This window comes from Escherichia sp. WS1265 (assembly GCF_046487585.1).
GTDB classification, from domain to species: domain Bacteria; phylum Pseudomonadota; class Gammaproteobacteria; order Enterobacterales; family Enterobacteriaceae; genus Escherichia; species Escherichia coli.
Window position 1 is genome coordinate 78,146 of the sequence record NZ_JBJQJE010000012.1, and the last position, 15,280, is coordinate 93,425.

Sequence of the window (15,280 nt, forward strand, 5' to 3'; positions counted from 1 at the left end):
TCGCTCTGCCCTAAGTGGCTGTGCTATTTTAGTAAAACTTAATCCTGAGTTAAGCAAAAAAACATAACCAATAAAAATATATACGCAAAAAAACATTGATTAAGTGAATATATCATGGAAGAAAAATATAACCGGAGTAGTGTATGGCCAATCTCTACGACTTGAAAAAGTTCGACTTAAATCTTCTTGTCATATTTGAGTGTATTTATCAGCATTTAAGCATTAGCAAGGCTGCTGAATCACTATATATCACCCCGTCAGCCGTGAGCCAGTCGTTACAACGCTTACGTGCGCAATTTAATGACCCTTTATTCATTCGCTCAGGAAAAGGTATCGCGCCGACGACGACAGGGTTAAATCTGCATCACCATCTTGAGAAAAATCTCAGAGGCCTTGAACAAACAATTAATATAGTCAATAAGTCCGAACTAAAGAAAAACTTTATTATCTACGGTCCTCAGCTCATTTCTTGCTCTAATAATAGTATGCTGATCCGCTGCCTACGGCAAGATGCCTCTGTCGAGATTGAGTGCCATGATATCCTCATGTCAGCAGAGAATGCTGAAGAACTGTTGGTTCACCGCAAAGCCGATCTGGTGATCACCCAAATGCCAGTGATCAGCCGTTCCGTCATTTGCATGCCATTGCATACAATTCGCAATACTCTAATTTGTAGTAATAAGCATCCGCGAATTACTGACAATAGCACTTATGAACAAATTATGGCAGAAGAGTTCACCCAATTAATATCCAAATCAGCAGGAGTTGATGATATTCAAATGGAAATAGACGAGAAGTTTATGAATCGCAAAATTTCATTTCGTGGTTCCTCTTTGCTGACAATCATTAATAGCATTGCAGTTACAGATTTACTGGGAATAGTCCCCTATGAACTTTATAACTCCCACCGTGACTTTCTTAATTTAAAAGAGATAAAACTAGAACATCCGTTACCTTCAATAAAGCTTTACATTTCCTATAATAAATCTTCTTTAAACAATCTGGTGTTCTCACGATTTATTGACCGTCTAAATGAGTGTTTTTGATATATAATTTCAGACAGCTACTATAACTTTCACCTATTTATTCACAGCGCGAATGAAAAATAAAACACTCTGCTTTTTAGTGTTTACTTTATAATTAACAGTCTTATCTCACTGATCACCCTGTAACGTTCAGAGAGCGTCTTCAGATGTCTATTTATAAAATTCCTCTTCCGCTCAATATTCTGGAAGCTGCACGAGAGCGTATTACCTGGACACTTAACACCCTACCCCGCGTTTGTGTCTCATTTTCTGGCGGCAAAGACTCTGGTTTAATGCTGCATCTGACAGCCGAACTTGCTCGACAAATGGGCAAAAAAATCTGCGTTTTGTTTATCGACTGGGAGGCGCAATTCTCTTGCACCATTAACTATGTTCAGTCCCTGCGCGAGTTGTACACCGATGTGATCGAAGAGTTTTACTGGGTTGCGCTCCCGCTTACGACGCAAAATTCCCTTTCACAATACCAACCCGAATGGCAGTGCTGGGAACCTGATGTCGAATGGGTGCGTCAGCCCCCGCAAGATGCGATAACCGATCCTGACTTTTTCTCCTTTTACCAGCCAGGCATGACCTTCGAACAATTTGTGCGTGAGTTTGCTGAATGGTTTTCACAAAAACGTCCGGCGGCGATGATGATCGGCATCCGTGCGGATGAGTCCTACAACCGTTTTGTCGCCATCGCCAGTTTAAATAAACAACGTTTTGCCGACGATAAACCCTGGACTACGGCCGCACCAGGCGGTCATAGCTGGTACATTTACCCCATTTACGACTGGAAAGTGGCTGATATCTGGACCTGGTATGCAAATCATCAAAGTCTCTGCAACCCACTGTATAACCTAATGTATCAGGCAGGCGTTCCTCTGCGTCATATGCGAATTTGCGAACCTTTTGGCCCGGAGCAACGACAAGGATTATGGCTCTATCACGTTATCGAACCGGATCGCTGGGCTGCTATGTGCGCACGAGTCAGCGGGGTAAAAAGTGGCGGCATTTACGCCGGACATGACAACCATTTTTATGGCCATCGTAAAATCCTCAAGCCGGAACATTTAGACTGGCAAGAATATGCATTATTGCTGCTCAATAGCATGCCGGAAAAAACAGCTGAGCATTACCGCAATAAAATCGCCATTTATTTGCACTGGTATCAGAAAAAAGGCATCGAGGTTCCACAACCCCAGCAAGGGGACATTGGCGCGAAAGATATCCCCTCCTGGCGGCGGATATGCAAAGTTTTACTCAATAACGATTACTGGTGTCGGGCATTATCATTTAGCCCGACCAAAGCGAAGAACTATCAGCGTTATAACGAACGGATAAAAGGAAAACGTCAGGAATGGGGGATACTATGCAACAACGATTAACGCAGGATTTAACCCAATTTCTCGCCAGCTTGCCGGAAGACGATCGCATCAAAGCGATTAATGAAATCCGCATGGCGATCCATAAGGTCAGTCCTTTTCGTGAAGAGCCGGTGGATTGTGTTTTGTGGGTGAAAAATAGCCAGCTCGTGCCGAATGATTACAATCCCAATAATGTGGCACCACCAGAGAAGAAACTGCTGCAAAAATCCATTGAAATAGATGGCTTTACGCAACCCATTGTGGTCACGCATACGGATAAAAATGCCCTGGAAATCGTGGATGGTTTTCACCGCCATGAAATTGGTAAAGGCTCATCATCGTTAAAATTACGCTTAAAAGGTTATTTGCCGGTGACCTGTCTGGAAGGTACGCGTAATCAACGCATCGCCGCGACTATTCGTCATAATCGCGCCCGTGGACGTCACCAAATCACTGCCATGTCAGAAATCGTCCGTGAACTCAGCCAGTTGGGATGGGACGATCATAAAATCGGCAAAGAGCTGGGAATGGACGGCGACGAAGTGCTGCGCCTGAAGCAAATTAACGGCCTGCAAGAACTGTTTGCCGACCGTCAATTTTCCCGCGCCTGGACGGTTAAATAACTACAGCTGGCGCAGGCGTTCAGCTGCTGCCAGCAACGTCGGTTCCTTCTTGGCAAAACAGAGACGAATCAGTTTATGGGGGAAGGGCTCGGCGCAAAACACCGACAGCGGAATCGCCGCTACACCGTGCTCCCGCGTCAGCCACTGGCAAAACTCAACGTCATCCAGGGTAGAAACCGCGCTGTAATCCACCAGCAAAAAGTATGTACCTTCGCAGGGTAGTATCTCCAGCCGGCTTTCATTTAAGGCGTTCACCAGAATATCGCGCTTCTGGCGATAAAAGTCCGGTAACGCAAGATAATGCTCAGGTTCTGCACGTAGCATATCCGCAAGTGCCAGCTGTGCCGGGGTATTCACCGAAAAGGTCAGATACTGGTGTACCTTGCGAATTTCAGCGCTGATGGGCGCTGGCGCAACGCAATAACCCACTTTCCTGCCGGTCATATGATAGGTCTTGCCAAATGAAGAAACTGCCACCGCCCGCTCACGCAGCTGCGGATGCGCCTGCACGCTGGCATGGCCCTGTTGTGAAAAGTTGATGTGCTCGTAAACTTCATCGCTAATGACAAAAATCTCGTGCCCGGCAATTGCCTGCCACAAAGCGGCGAAATCAGCCTGCTGCCAGACAGTTGCACTGGGGTTATGCGGGGTGTTGAGGATCACCAGTCGGGTGCGCTCGCTTAACAATGCGGCAAATTCCTGCCAGTCCACGCGAAAATGAGGTGGTTGCAGTGCAATACGTTTCACTATTCCCCCCGAAAGCGCGATGGCGGGCGCGTAACTGTCATAGCTGGGATCAAAGCAGATCACTTCATCACCATTGCGCACCAATGCGGTAATCGCTGCATATAACGCTTCCGTCGCCCCTGCCGTTACGGTGATATCACTATCGGCATCCGGTTGATAGCCATACAGACGTTCCGTTTTCTGAGCAATCGCCTCGCGCAAGGCCTGCACGCCAGTCATAGGCGCGTATTGGTTTGCCCCCTGGTCAACATGGTACGCCAGCCGCTCCTGCAAATAGCGCGGACCATCAAAATCAGGAAAGCCTTGCGACAGGTTAATCGCCTGGTGTTGCTGCGCCAACGCGCTCATCTGGGTGAAAATAGTGGTGCCAAGTTGTGGAAGTTTGCTTTGTGGAATCAGAGGGTTATTTGTCATTTTTTATTGTGCCTGACGAAGTTGTGTTGAAGGCACTATAACACGATGCTAGTATTTGGCAATCAAGACGTTTAGATGTCTAAATAAAACAATAAGGACAACACAACATGCCTCACAACCCTATCCGCGTGGTCGTCGGCCCGGCTAACTACTTTTCACATCCCGGCAGTCTCAATCACCTGCATGATTTTTTCACTGATGAACAGCTTTCTCGCGCAGTGTGGATCTACGGCGAACGCGCCATTGCTGCGGCGCAAACCAAACTTCCGCCAGCGTTTGAACTGCCAGGGGCAACGCATATTTTGTTTCGCGGCCATTGCAGCGAAAGCGATGTACAACAACTGGCGGCTGACTCCGGTGACGACCGCAGCGTGGTGATTGGCGTCGGCGGCGGCGCACTGCTCGACACCGCGAAAGCCCTCGCCCGCCGTCTCGGTCTGCCGTTTGTTGCCGTTCCGACAATCGCCGCTACCTGCGCCGCCTGGACACCGCTCTCCGTCTGGTATAACGATGCCGGACAAGCGCTGCATTATGAGATTTTCGACGACGCCAATTTTATGGTGCTGGTGGAACCGGAGATTATCCTCAATGCGCCACAAGAATATCTACTGGCGGGGATCGGTGACACGCTGGCGAAATGGTATGAAGCGGTGGTGCTGGCTCCGCAACCAGAAACGTTGCCGCTAACCGTGCGGCTGGGAATCAATAATGCGCAGGCCATTCGCGACGTCTTGTTAAACAGTAGCGAACAGGCGCTTGCCGATCAGCAAAATCAGCAGTTAACGCAATCATTTTGCGATGTGGTGGATGCCATTATTGCTGGTGGTGGGATGGTTGGTGGTCTGGGCGATCGTTTTACGCGTGTGGCAGCAGCTCATGCCGTGCATAACGGTCTGACCGTGCTGCCGCAAACCGAGAAGTTTCTCCACGGCACCAAAGTCGCCTACGGAATTCTGGTGCAAAGCGCCTTGCTGGGTCAGGATGATGTGCTGGCGCAATTAACTGGAGCGTATCAGCGTTTTCATCTGCCGACTACGCTGGCGGAGCTGGAAGTGGATATCAATAATCAGGCGGAGATCGACAAAGTGATTGCCCACACCTTGCGTCCGGTGGAATCCATTCATTACCTGCCGGTCACGCTGACACCGGATACGTTGCGTGCAGCGTTCGAAAAAGTGGAATCGTTTAAAGCCTGACGTACACATTTAGCAGCAGCGCGCGCCGCCTTTTCCACCGTAGCGCGCGTCCTGCCGCTCACGGAAAAACTCCTCGTAGGTCATCGGCGTTTGATCGGGATGGTTAACCCGCATATGTTCGACATAGTTGTCGTAATCAGGCATACCAATCATCAGCTTCGCCGCCTGACCTAAATATTTTCCGGCTTTTGCCAGTGAATCAAACATCAATACCTCCGGTAAACAGGTTGCTGATAGAGTGCATTAATAGCTATCAACGCGCTCGGTCAGTCCCCTCGCCCCACCGGGGAGAGGGTTAGGGTGAGGGGGAACCCTCGGCACCATGCCAACTTTCGCCAACATTCGCCAACATTCCCCCCTCACTCTGACTTTAGTGCGCGCCTTTTGCCTGCGCCACGATCTCCTCGACATTTTCCGGCATTGGCTCATACGGCGTTTCTTTCGCCGTTGGCTTCGGCTCTTTCAATGCCGCAAGTGCCGCCTTAATCGAGAACAGTGCCAGAACCACCACGACCACCATAAAGAAGATGGTTAACCCGGCATCCAGACGGTTGTTGAACACCAGTTGCGCCAGCTGTGACTCAGTATACTGCGACGGAATATTGCCGCTGTCGATCATTGCCTGAAACTTATTAGCAATGGCCAGGAAGCCGACTTTCGCATCCGGGCTAAACGCTTTCTGCCAGCCTGCGGTCAGGGTACAAATCAGCAGCCAGGCCGTTGGTACCAGCGCCACCCAGGCGTAACGTTGACGTTTCATTTTGAACAGCACCACAGCACAGAGCATCAGCGCCATCCCTGCCAGCATCTGGTTGGCAATACCAAACAGCGGCCACAAGGTGTTAATACCGCCCAGCGGATCGACCACGCCCTGATGCAGGAAGTAGCCCCACGCCAGCACGCACAGCGCCGTTGCCAGCAGATTAGCAGGCAGTGAATCGGTCCGTTTCAGGCCCGGAGACACCACGCCCAGCAGATCCTGCAACATAAAGCGCGCAGCACGCGTACCTGCATCCACCGCCGTCAGAATAAACAGTGCTTCAAACAGAATGGCGAAGTGATACCAGAACGCCACATCCATCATGCCGCCCAGCGCACCGTGCAGAATGTAGGCCATCCCCACCGCCAGGGTCGGCGCACCGCCCGCACGGGAAATGATCGACTGTTCACCCACTTCGCTGGCAATCTGGTTTAGCGTATCCGGGGTAATCGCAAAGCCCCAGCTACTCACCACCTGCGCGGCAGAAGCGACTACATCCGCCGTCCCTGCAGGAGCCAGCACCGCCATCGGGCTGTTCATGGCGAAGTACACACCTGGATCGATGATACAGGCGGAAACCAGCGCCATAATCGCTACGAAGGATTCCATTAACATCCCGCCGTAGCCGATAAAACACGCCTGCCCTTCGTTCGCCAGCATCTTCGGCGTGGTACCGGAAGAGATCAGCGCATGGAAGCCAGACACCGCGCCACAAGCGATGGTGATAAACAGGAACGGGAACAGGTTACCGGTCCATACCGGGCCAGTGCCATCAACAAATTTAGTCAGCGCAGGCATGGTCAGCGTCGGGCGCATGATCAGAATGCCTACCGCCAGACCGACGATAGTCCCGATTTTCAGGAAGGTAGAGAGGTAGTCACGCGGAGCCAGCAGCAGCCACACCGGCAGCACCGCCGCCACGAAGCCGTAACCCACCAGCATCCAGGTCAGCTGCACACCCGTAAAATCAAAGTACGGTGCCCAGGTCGGGCTTTCTGCCACCCAGCCGCCAGAGATAATGGCGAAAATCAGGAATACCAGGCCAATCACCGACACTTCGCCAATACGCCCCGGACGCAAATAGCGCAGGTAGATCCCCATAAACAGCGCCAGCGGAATGGTGAACGCAACGGTATACGTTCCCCACGGGCTATGAGTCAGGGCTTTCACCACGATCATCGCCAGCACGGCAAGGATAATGACCATGATCATAAAGCAGGCCACCAGCGCAATCACCCCGGCGGTTGGCCCCATCTCTTCTTTGACCAACTCACCCAGCGAGCGACCATCGCGGCGCGTAGAAACAAACAGCACCATGAAATCCTGCACCGCACCGGCGAGAACCACCCCAGCGAGCAGCCAGATCATCCCTGGCAGGTAACCCATTTGCGCCGCCAGTACCGGCCCAACCAACGGACCTGCTCCGGCAATGGCCGCAAAATGGTGACCGAACAGCACTTTTTTGTCCGTCGGCACATAGTCCAGGCCGTCGTTATGGCGCACCGCTGGCGTCATACGCGTCGGGTCAACCGCCAGCACATTTTTGGCGATATACAGACCATAAAAACGGTAAGCGATCAGATAGATACAGACCGACGCCACCACAATCCACAGCGCGTTGATCTGTTCCCCACGATTTAAAGCAATATATCCCAGAGCAAATGCTCCCATTACAGAGAGCACTGTCCAGACGAGGTATTTCCCTGATTTGTTCATAGTTGTTATCCGTGTGCGTGTCCATAGAGATGTTACATTTTGTTTCTATAACATCTTTGTACAATTTAACAACACAGCAACCATGTAAATCGGAGTTGAAACCAATATTTAACTTAACAATGTTAACTCGATCACTCCGTTAACCGAGTTTTCCTGCAATCTCATTTAATTCTGTCGGGCTCATCCCAAAACTGCCGTACCCAGCCGACAAGTGCAGCAACGCCGCCCCTGTTCATCGAAAACAACAATTTCCCAACTCTGATTTTGCCGCCCAAGATGCAGCGGCTGGCAGACGCCACGTACCTTGCCTTCAGACACCGGGCGATGATGGGTGGCGTTAAGTTCCGTGCCCACCACACACTGTCCGTCGCGGGTCATCATAAATCCGGCCATCGATCCCAGCGTTTCCGCCAGCGCCGCCGACGCGCCGCCATGCAGCAGGCCAAACGGCTGATGAGTACGGGTATCAACCGGCATTTCGGCTTCCAGCACATCATCGCCCAGACGGGTATACACAATTCCCAGATGCGCCACCATTGTGTTATCGCTGGTGGCGTTCAGCTCGTCGAGCGTTAAATGGCGTTTCCAGATCATGCTTATGCCCCCAGCGTTGAGCCGCCATCGACCACAATATCCTGTAGGGTGATATGGCTGCCGAGATCAGAGGCGAGGAACAAAATCGTATTGGCGATCTCCTGTGGACGGGCGATTTTCCCCAGCGGAATGCCGAGTTTAAACTGCTCGCCAAAGCCGCGAATACGCTGCTCTTCGGCGTCATCGCTCACCCACAGCGTGCGTTGCATATCGGTGTCGGTGGAGCCAGGCGAAACCACATTACAGCGCACGCCGCTACTCGCCAGTTCCAGCCCGACGCTCAATGCCAAACTTTTCAGCGCCGCTTTCGACGCACCGTAAGCACTCATACCAATGCGCGGCGTGTGTGCGGCGTCGGACGCAACAGTAACAATCGCCCCGCCCCGCTGACGGCGAAACTGGTTCATGGTCTGCTGGAACAGGTTAAACGCACCGCCGACATTGACCGCAAAAGTCTGCTGCCAGTCTTCCTTACTGAGCTGATCGGTCGCGCCCATACGCAAAATTCCCGCCGCATTGACCAGCACGTCCAGTCGCTCCGTTTCAGCTAACAGTCGCTGACATACCTGCGCCACCTGCGCAGCATCGGCAACATCCATCACTTCGGTCGCAAAGGGATATTGCTCCTGCGCGAACGCTTGATCAAAACCAGTGACTTTCGCTCCCGCCTCAACAAACGCCAGCGCCGTGGCGTAGCCGATACCTTTCCCCGCGCCAGTTACCCAGACATTTTTACCGCTGAAATCCATTATTTCACCTCGCGGGAAAGTAGCTTCCACCAGGCGTCGATGGTCGGGTTTTTCGCCAGCATGACAAAGTCGATATCGCCATGCACTTTGCGCCAACGCGCTGCCAGCGCCATCATGCGCACCGAATCCAGACCGTAGTCGATCAGGTTGTCGTCATCGAACGGTTCATCGGACTCGTCCAGCAACGGCAGGATAACCTCACGCAGCGCCGCTTTGCTGGCGGGGACAGGTGCTGGCAGTAATTCTTCAGTCATCACCACCCGGCCAGACCGTCCGGCCACATATTTCAGCGACATCAAATGCTCGTCACGGCTGAAATCGGCCAGCGCATCCGCCACCATAAACGGTTTAATATCGCGCATAAATGCGTCGGTTGCGGTGGTCATACAGCCAATGTGGGCATATACCCCGGTAATAATCAGCTGGTTACGTCCACTCTCTTTGAGCATTTGCTCCAGCGGAGAACGATGAAACGCGCTGTAGCGCCACTTCACCAGCACCGTGTCGTCGGCATCTGGCGTCAGGCGATCCACCACCTTTTGCTGTTCCGGCGAACGGGTCAGGCCTGGCCCCCACATATCATTCAACAGCGCCCGATCTTCATCGCTCTGCTCTTTCGGCTGGGCGGTGTAATAAACCGGGATATTGTGCTGTTTGCAGTAGTCGCGTAGTGCCGCAATATTCGCGATCACCTGCTCCATCATTGGGCAGTTCTCGCCCCAGAAGCTGACAAAATAGTCCTGCATATCATGGATTAACAACGCGGCACGTTGCGGTTCAAAGGCCCAGTCAACTTTATTCTGCGGAATATCGTGAGACTCCGGCAGTGCGTAAGCCTGTAATTTTGGAATAGCCATCGTGTTCTCTCCTTCAGGCTGATGCGCGTGACGCCAGCCACTGACGTAATTGTTTTTTATCGACTTTCCCGACCGCCGTCAGCGGAAGTGAATCCACACACTCCACGCGATCCGGTAATTTAAATTCGGCAATACCCTGTTCACGCAGGAAACGACGCACCTGCACCGCGCGTAGAGGCTCTTTTACCACCAGATAAGCACAGCTTTTTTCGCCCATCAGCTCATCTTCCATGCTCACCAGTGCGGCGTAGATCACCGCCGGATGGCGCAGCAGCAGGTTTTCGATCTCTTCGGCAGCGATCTTCTCGCCGCCACGGTTGATCTGATCTTTCTCGCGCCCCTGCACGGTGATGTACCCCTCTGGATCAATAGAGATCAGATCGCCGGAACAGTAAAAACCGTTGCCATCAAAGGCGCTGGCATTGTGCTGCGGGCTTTTGTAATAGCCACGGAAGGTGTACGGACCGCGGGTCATCAGGCGTCCAACTTCTCCTTGCGGCAGTGGATTTCCTTCAGCATCGGCAACCCACACTTCATCGTCCGGGCACATTGGGTAACCCTGGGTATGGATAATTTTCTCCGCGCTATCATCAAGACGGGTGTAGTTCACCAGCCCTTCCGCCATGCCGAATACCTGCTGCAACTGGCAGCCAATCTCAGCGGGAATACGCGCCGCAAGCGTGGCAGAAAGACGTGCGCCGCCGACCTGTAACAGTTTCAGCGAGGCAAGCTGCGCCCGGCTTTCGCCTTCGGTCAGCGCCTGCAACCACAGGCTGACTGCCGGCGGCACCAGCGCGGTGACGTTCACCTGATGTTTTTCAATCAATGGGAAGCAGAGCGTGGCGCTGGGGTCGGCAGCCAGAACGACAGTGCCGCCAGCGAGAAATACGCCCAGCGATCCTGGCGAACTCATGGCGTAGTTATGAGCCGCCGGGATCGCGCACAGGTAGCGTGTCTGTTGTGTGAACTGACAAATCTCGACGCTACGACGCACGCTGTAGTAGTAGTCGTTATGAGTGCGCGGGATCAGTTTCGGTGTGCCGGTGGTGCCGCCGGAAAGCTGGAAATAGGCCACTTCATCAGCAGGTGACGGCGTGGCAGTAAAATCCTCAGCCGGATGGTTAATCGCATCCTGCAAGTTATGCTCACCGCTGTCGTTGTGCAGTTGCACCACGCGAATGGAGGAATGCTCTGCAACAAATGTATTGAGGAAATCATCTCCGCTAAACAGCGCATGCTGGCGATCGGCAATCAGTAACGCCGGTTCAATCTGGCTGGCATAGGCGTTCAGTTCACTACGCTGATGGCTGAACAGCGCCAGCACCGGCGCAACGCCCAGTTTCAGCAGCGCGAAAAAAGTAATGTACAGTTCAGCGACGTTACCCAGTTGTACCAGCGCAGTTTCACCAGGTTTAATGCCCTGACGGCGCAAACTACACGCGAGGTTATCCGCCGCCTGATTCAGTTCCCGGTAACTCAACTGCCGCTCGCCGTCGATGACCGCGATGCTGTCGCTTGCGGCATGACGGGTCAGAATGTCGGTCAGCGGCAAATCCTGCCAGTAGCCTTTTTCCCGATAGCGACGGGCAAACTCTTCCGGCCAGCGGGTGAATGGAATGCTCATCCTCACTCCTTAATGCAATCCAAAAACGTTCAACATGGTAGAAAGTTTGACGCCCGTTTCGCGCCACTCACCCAACGGTGACGACGCAGGCACAATCCCCGCTCCGGCAAACAGACGCACCTGATTTTCCCGCAGCTTCGCGCAGCGGATGGTCACCACCCACTCGCCGTTACCTTCGCTGTCACACCAACCCACAATGCCGCCAAACAGTTCGCGGTCGAACGGCTCCAGTTCAGCAATAACCTGGGTCGCGGCCTGATGCGGGAAACCGCTCAGCGCGGGGGTCGGATGCAGCAGACAGGCCAGCGTCAGTGCGTTCTCATGCGAATTCGCTTTACCTTCAAAGGGAGTTGCGAGATGCCACAGCGTCGGCGTGGTGATCAGTTGTGGAGAAGAAGGGACGTGTAACTCACTACTTCGTTCGCGCAGTACCTCTTTCATCGCCTGAGTCACCAGTTCATGTTCATGGCGATCTTTTTCTGACGCCAGCAGACGATTACCCGCTTCGCGATCGAGCACTTCATCCGGCTGACGACGCGCGGAACCGGCTAACGGAATGGAGCTAAAACGCTCGCCGTCTTTACGTAGCAGCAGTTCCGGGCTGGCCCCCAGCAGAACGCCACCATCAGCCAGCGGGACATGGAAGTTGTAACTAACCGGGTTTTGCGCAATCAACCGTTCCAGCAATACGCCACTATCAATGGCGGCGTCAGTGGTGATATCAATCAACCGTGACAACACCACTTTGTCGACCTGCGGCGTGGCGGTAAGTGCGGCGGCGCGAGCAACCATCTGTTCAAACGTGGTTTGATCCGGAATTGCCTGACGTTCCACCACGTTCAGCGACTGGCTGCGGGTGAAACGGCGTGCGGAAGCTTGTTTTTCCTGGCGGGAGAACGACTGCCAGGATTCAGGAATATACAGCGATGAAGGCTGACGTGGATCGAAGGGAATCGCCCCGACCATCACCGGATTTTTGATGCCCTTCGCTTTGGCATCGGCAAACAGCGCGGCGAGTTTTTGCTGGAAGGGACTGTCGGGCGAATCCCCGTTCACAGCCGGTTCATCGAAGCGGGCGAAACATCCTGACGTCGTAAAACTGCGGTACGGCGACATAAAGAAAAAGCGATTGGGCGCAAGTGTTGCCATGGTCTGCTGTACTTCCTCAGCCAGTGACGTATCCATATCATCCTCCACAAAATGATAAAGGCTTTAATAATGATTATCATTTATATTTTCGGTCGCTAACCTAAAAGCAAACGCGCACTATGTCAACTCTTGAGGTAACGCAATCTGCAACTCGGGGTTGCATCTGGTTGTGGTTACAATGAAAATGAGAAGCATTAACTTCATTAATAACAGGAAGCTGACTTGTGAGACTCGCCCCGCTCTACCGCAACGCCCTTCTATTAACAGGACTTTTGCTTTCAGGAATAGTCGCAGTTCAGGCCGCCGACTGGCCGCGTCAGATTACTGACAGCCGGGGCACTCATACCCTGGAAAGCCAGCCGCAGCGTATTGTTTCCACCAGCGTCACCCTGACCGGCTCACTGCTGGCGATTGATGCTCCGGTGATTGCCAGCGGCGCGACCACGCCGAATAACCGCGTCGCGGATGACCAGGGCTTTTTACGCCAGTGGAGCAAGGTGGCGAAAGAACGCAAACTGCAACGGCTCTATATCGGCGAACCGAGCGCCGAAGCCGTTGCCGCGCAAATGCCGGATCTGATTTTAATTAGCGCAACTGGCGGGGATTCGGCGCTGGCGCTGTACGATCAGCTTTCTACCATCGCCCCAACATTAATCATCAATTACGACGACAAAAGCTGGCAGGCGCTGTTAACGCAACTTGGCGAAATTACCGGGCATGAGAAACAAGCGGCAGAGCGGATTGCACAGTTTGATAAGCAACTGGCGGCGGCGAAAGAGCAAATCAAATTACCGCCGCAGCCGGTCACTGCCATTGTCTATACCGCCGCTGCACACAGTGCCAATCTCTGGACGCCGGAATCAGCACAAGGGCAGATGCTGGAACAACTCGGCTTTACGTTGGCGAAATTGCCCGCAGGGTTAAACGCCAGCCAAAGCCAGGGCAAACGTCATGATATCGTTCAGCTTGGTGGGGAAAATCTGGCTGCAGGGTTAAATGGCGAGTCACTATTCCTGTTCGCCGGTGATCAGAAAGATGCCGATGCTATTTATGCTAATCCGCTGCTCGCGCACCTGCCTGCAGTACAAAACAAGCAGGTTTATGCGCTGGGAACCGAGACGTTCCGACTGGATTACTACAGCGCCATGCAAGTGCTGGAACGACTTAAGGCGCTGTTTTAAGCATTAACTGTCGGACGCTGTCACCTGCGGCGGCGTCTGGCGAAAACGTCGCAACTCCACCAGCACCAGCAATAACAACACACCGATAATCAACAAACCAAAACCGCTCGCGCTTGCGGAAGCAACCGGTGTCATCATCGCTCCCAGACCGCCTAACAGCGCCGCACCTATGGCATCGCCCGTCACGTTTTGCGCCGTCCACAAACCGTTAATCCGCCCTAACATCGCTTCCGGGGTTTGCGTTTGCAGCATTGTGTATTGCAGCAACGAGCTGACCGCGCTCAGCCAGCCGAATAGCGCCAGACAAATCACGCCTAAAATCCACATCGGCATCAGGCCAAACAGCCCAATGGCGAGGAACGATCCCAGCGTGGAGAGCAGCATCAATAACCCTGGTCGCGCGCTATGTGCCAGCTTCCCGCTGGTTAACGCGCCAATAGCCGCGCCGAGCGGGATCGCCGCATAGAGAAAACCAATCTGTGCCGCCGACATCTGCCAGTTGTCAGCCAGCGCCGGATACAGTACCCGCACCGCGCTCGCCATCGTCAATAAACCACCCAGCAGCGCAATCCCTCCCACCAGCGGGCTGGCGAGCAGAAAACGAAATCCTGCCAGTAATGATTTCAACGGATGCTCACGCGGCTGAGGTGGCGGTGGCAACGCCGGAAGGCTTAATAACGGCAGCAAGGTAATAAACGTGCCCGCCGCCGCCAGCCCGTAGTTCCAGGCTACGCCGCCGGTCGCCAGCAATAAACCGCCAATCATGGGCGAAATCACCGACCCCAGGCGCACGGTCAACATGGTGATCGCCCCGGCCTGCATTAAGTTTTCACGCCCTACCAGTGCAGGTGTCGCCGCCAGTAGCGCCGTAACGCCAAGTGATGCGAAAAAACCATCCCATAAACCAAGTAAATAGATTGCCAACAATGACGGCTCCGGCAGCAGTGCATTAAGGCACAGTCCAATGAAGCCAATGCCACAGGTGCCGCGCGCCAGCAAAATCACTTTTTTGCGTTCATAGCGATCCGCCAGCACACCGCCGACCATCAGGCCAACAAACATCGCGCCGCCGGTCAGCGTCACCGAAAGCCCCACCTGCCAGGTAGAATGCGTCATCATCTGGATCTGCACCGGCACCGCGACGCCGAGCAAACCCAGAGACACAATTGAGATAAAACGAGCGAGGAATACTGCGCGAAACGCCGGGTGCGTTTTCAACAGGCTGAGGTTAAGCAGCCAGGATTGTTTATTCATTACAATGCCTTGCCATCAAATATT

General features: G+C 53.2%; 14 protein-coding genes. 5 read left to right on the forward strand and 9 right to left on the reverse strand.

Annotated features, from left to right (window positions below; genetic code table 11):
• The first annotated feature begins 143 nt into the window (after nucleotides 1–143).
• The 3 genes from citR (at nucleotide 144) to ACJHX3_RS13565 (ending at nucleotide 3,015) form a co-directional block, all read left to right on the forward strand.
• Entirely contained in the window at nucleotides 144–1,046 is a 903-nt protein-coding gene (citR, locus tag ACJHX3_RS13555) for a DNA-binding transcriptional repressor CitR (RefSeq protein WP_000002465.1), read from the forward strand.
• A gap of 146 nt (nucleotides 1,047–1,192) precedes the next feature.
• Entirely contained in the window at nucleotides 1,193–2,413 is a 1,221-nt protein-coding gene (locus ACJHX3_RS13560; RefSeq protein ID WP_094321794.1) for a phosphoadenosine phosphosulfate reductase, read from the forward strand.
• Entirely contained in the window at nucleotides 2,386–3,015 is a 630-nt protein-coding gene (locus tag ACJHX3_RS13565) for an IbrB-like domain-containing protein (protein ID WP_072146573.1), read from the forward strand. The genes ACJHX3_RS13560 and ACJHX3_RS13565 overlap by 28 nt, the downstream gene beginning before the upstream one ends.
• On the opposite strand, the gene ybdL is transcribed toward ACJHX3_RS13565, so the two are convergent.
• Nucleotides 3,016–4,176 carry a methionine-oxo-acid transaminase gene (gene ybdL, locus ACJHX3_RS13570; protein WP_094308234.1) on the reverse strand — a complete coding sequence of 387 codons (1,161 nt, stop codon included), beginning with the start codon at nucleotides 4,174–4,176 and terminating at the stop codon, nucleotides 3,016–3,018.
• Nucleotides 4,177–4,283: 107 nt separating this feature from the next.
• On the opposite strand from ybdL, the gene hcxA reads away from it, so the two are divergent.
• The gene (gene hcxA, locus ACJHX3_RS13575; RefSeq protein ID WP_094308235.1) at nucleotides 4,284–5,372 is read left to right on the forward strand and encodes a hydroxycarboxylate dehydrogenase HcxA; all 1,089 of its coding nucleotides are present in this window, start codon (nucleotides 4,284–4,286) and stop codon (nucleotides 5,370–5,372) included.
• Between the two features lie 9 nt (nucleotides 5,373–5,381).
• Here hcxA and ACJHX3_RS13580 read toward each other — a convergent pair whose 3' ends face one another.
• From ACJHX3_RS13580 to entC, 7 genes are all read right to left on the reverse strand, one after another.
• On the reverse strand, nucleotides 5,382–5,579 hold the full coding sequence (locus tag ACJHX3_RS13580; RefSeq protein ID WP_000460431.1) for a YbdD/YjiX family protein: 198 nt from the start codon (nucleotides 5,577–5,579) through the stop codon (nucleotides 5,382–5,384).
• A 163-nt stretch (nucleotides 5,580–5,742) separates the two neighbouring features.
• On the reverse strand, nucleotides 5,743–7,848 hold the full coding sequence (gene cstA / locus ACJHX3_RS13585; protein ID WP_094321795.1) for a pyruvate/proton symporter CstA: 2,106 nt from the start codon (nucleotides 7,846–7,848) through the stop codon (nucleotides 5,743–5,745).
• A 180-nt stretch (nucleotides 7,849–8,028) separates the two neighbouring features.
• On the reverse strand, nucleotides 8,029–8,442 hold the full coding sequence (gene entH / locus ACJHX3_RS13590; RefSeq protein WP_000637953.1) for a proofreading thioesterase EntH: 414 nt from the start codon (nucleotides 8,440–8,442) through the stop codon (nucleotides 8,029–8,031).
• Between the two features lie 2 nt (nucleotides 8,443–8,444).
• Nucleotides 8,445–9,191, reverse strand: coding sequence for a 2,3-dihydro-2,3-dihydroxybenzoate dehydrogenase EntA (gene entA, locus ACJHX3_RS13595; protein ID WP_094308236.1), 747 nt, complete (start codon nucleotides 9,189–9,191; stop codon nucleotides 8,445–8,447).
• Nucleotides 9,191–10,048, reverse strand: a complete 858-nt coding sequence (entB, locus tag ACJHX3_RS13600; protein WP_001007142.1) for an enterobactin biosynthesis bifunctional isochorismatase/aryl carrier protein EntB — start codon at nucleotides 10,046–10,048, stop codon at nucleotides 9,191–9,193. The genes entA and entB overlap by 1 nt, the downstream gene beginning before the upstream one ends.
• A 13-nt stretch (nucleotides 10,049–10,061) precedes the next feature.
• Nucleotides 10,062–11,672, reverse strand: a complete 1,611-nt coding sequence (gene entE, locus ACJHX3_RS13605; RefSeq protein WP_042096338.1) for a (2,3-dihydroxybenzoyl)adenylate synthase EntE — start codon at nucleotides 11,670–11,672, stop codon at nucleotides 10,062–10,064.
• A gap of 9 nt (nucleotides 11,673–11,681) precedes the next feature.
• On the reverse strand, nucleotides 11,682–12,857 hold the full coding sequence (entC, locus tag ACJHX3_RS13610) for an isochorismate synthase EntC (protein WP_001366512.1): 1,176 nt from the start codon (nucleotides 12,855–12,857) through the stop codon (nucleotides 11,682–11,684).
• A gap of 188 nt (nucleotides 12,858–13,045) precedes the next feature.
• On the opposite strand from entC, the gene fepB reads away from it, so the two are divergent.
• The gene (gene fepB, locus ACJHX3_RS13615) at nucleotides 13,046–14,002 is read left to right on the forward strand and encodes a Fe2+-enterobactin ABC transporter substrate-binding protein (RefSeq protein WP_001234345.1); all 957 of its coding nucleotides are present in this window, start codon (nucleotides 13,046–13,048) and stop codon (nucleotides 14,000–14,002) included.
• A 3-nt stretch (nucleotides 14,003–14,005) separates the two neighbouring features.
• Here fepB and entS read toward each other — a convergent pair whose 3' ends face one another.
• A complete protein-coding gene (gene entS, locus ACJHX3_RS13620) occupies nucleotides 14,006–15,256 on the reverse strand; it encodes an enterobactin transporter EntS (protein WP_001041781.1) in 1,251 nt (416 codons plus the stop codon).
• Nucleotides 15,257–15,280: the final 24 nt, after the last annotated feature.

Bases quoted from the DNA above. Each gene is read 5' to 3' on its own strand.
- citR (WP_000002465.1), top strand. From the start codon at position 144: ATGGCCAATCTCTACGACTTGAAAAAGTTCGACTTAAATCTTCTTGTC.
- ACJHX3_RS13560 (WP_094321794.1), top strand. From the start codon at position 1,193: ATGTCTATTTATAAAATTCCTCTTCCGCTCAATATTCTGGAAGCTGCA.
- ACJHX3_RS13565 (WP_072146573.1), top strand. From the start codon at position 2,386: ATGGGGGATACTATGCAACAACGATTAACGCAGGATTTAACCCAATTT.
- ybdL (WP_094308234.1), bottom strand. From the start codon at position 4,176: ATGACAAATAACCCTCTGATTCCACAAAGCAAACTTCCACAACTTGGC.
- hcxA (WP_094308235.1), top strand. From the start codon at position 4,284: ATGCCTCACAACCCTATCCGCGTGGTCGTCGGCCCGGCTAACTACTTT.
- ACJHX3_RS13580 (WP_000460431.1), bottom strand. From the start codon at position 5,579: ATGTTTGATTCACTGGCAAAAGCCGGAAAATATTTAGGTCAGGCGGCG.
- cstA (WP_094321795.1), bottom strand. From the start codon at position 7,848: ATGAACAAATCAGGGAAATACCTCGTCTGGACAGTGCTCTCTGTAATG.
- entH (WP_000637953.1), bottom strand. From the start codon at position 8,442: ATGATCTGGAAACGCCATTTAACGCTCGACGAGCTGAACGCCACCAGC.
- entA (WP_094308236.1), bottom strand. From the start codon at position 9,191: ATGGATTTCAGCGGTAAAAATGTCTGGGTAACTGGCGCGGGGAAAGGT.
- entB (WP_001007142.1), bottom strand. From the start codon at position 10,048: ATGGCTATTCCAAAATTACAGGCTTACGCACTGCCGGAGTCTCACGAT.
- entE (WP_042096338.1), bottom strand. From the start codon at position 11,672: ATGAGCATTCCATTCACCCGCTGGCCGGAAGAGTTTGCCCGTCGCTAT.
- entC (WP_001366512.1), bottom strand. From the start codon at position 12,857: ATGGATACGTCACTGGCTGAGGAAGTACAGCAGACCATGGCAACACTT.
- entS (WP_001041781.1), bottom strand. From the start codon at position 15,256: ATGAATAAACAATCCTGGCTGCTTAACCTCAGCCTGTTGAAAACGCAC.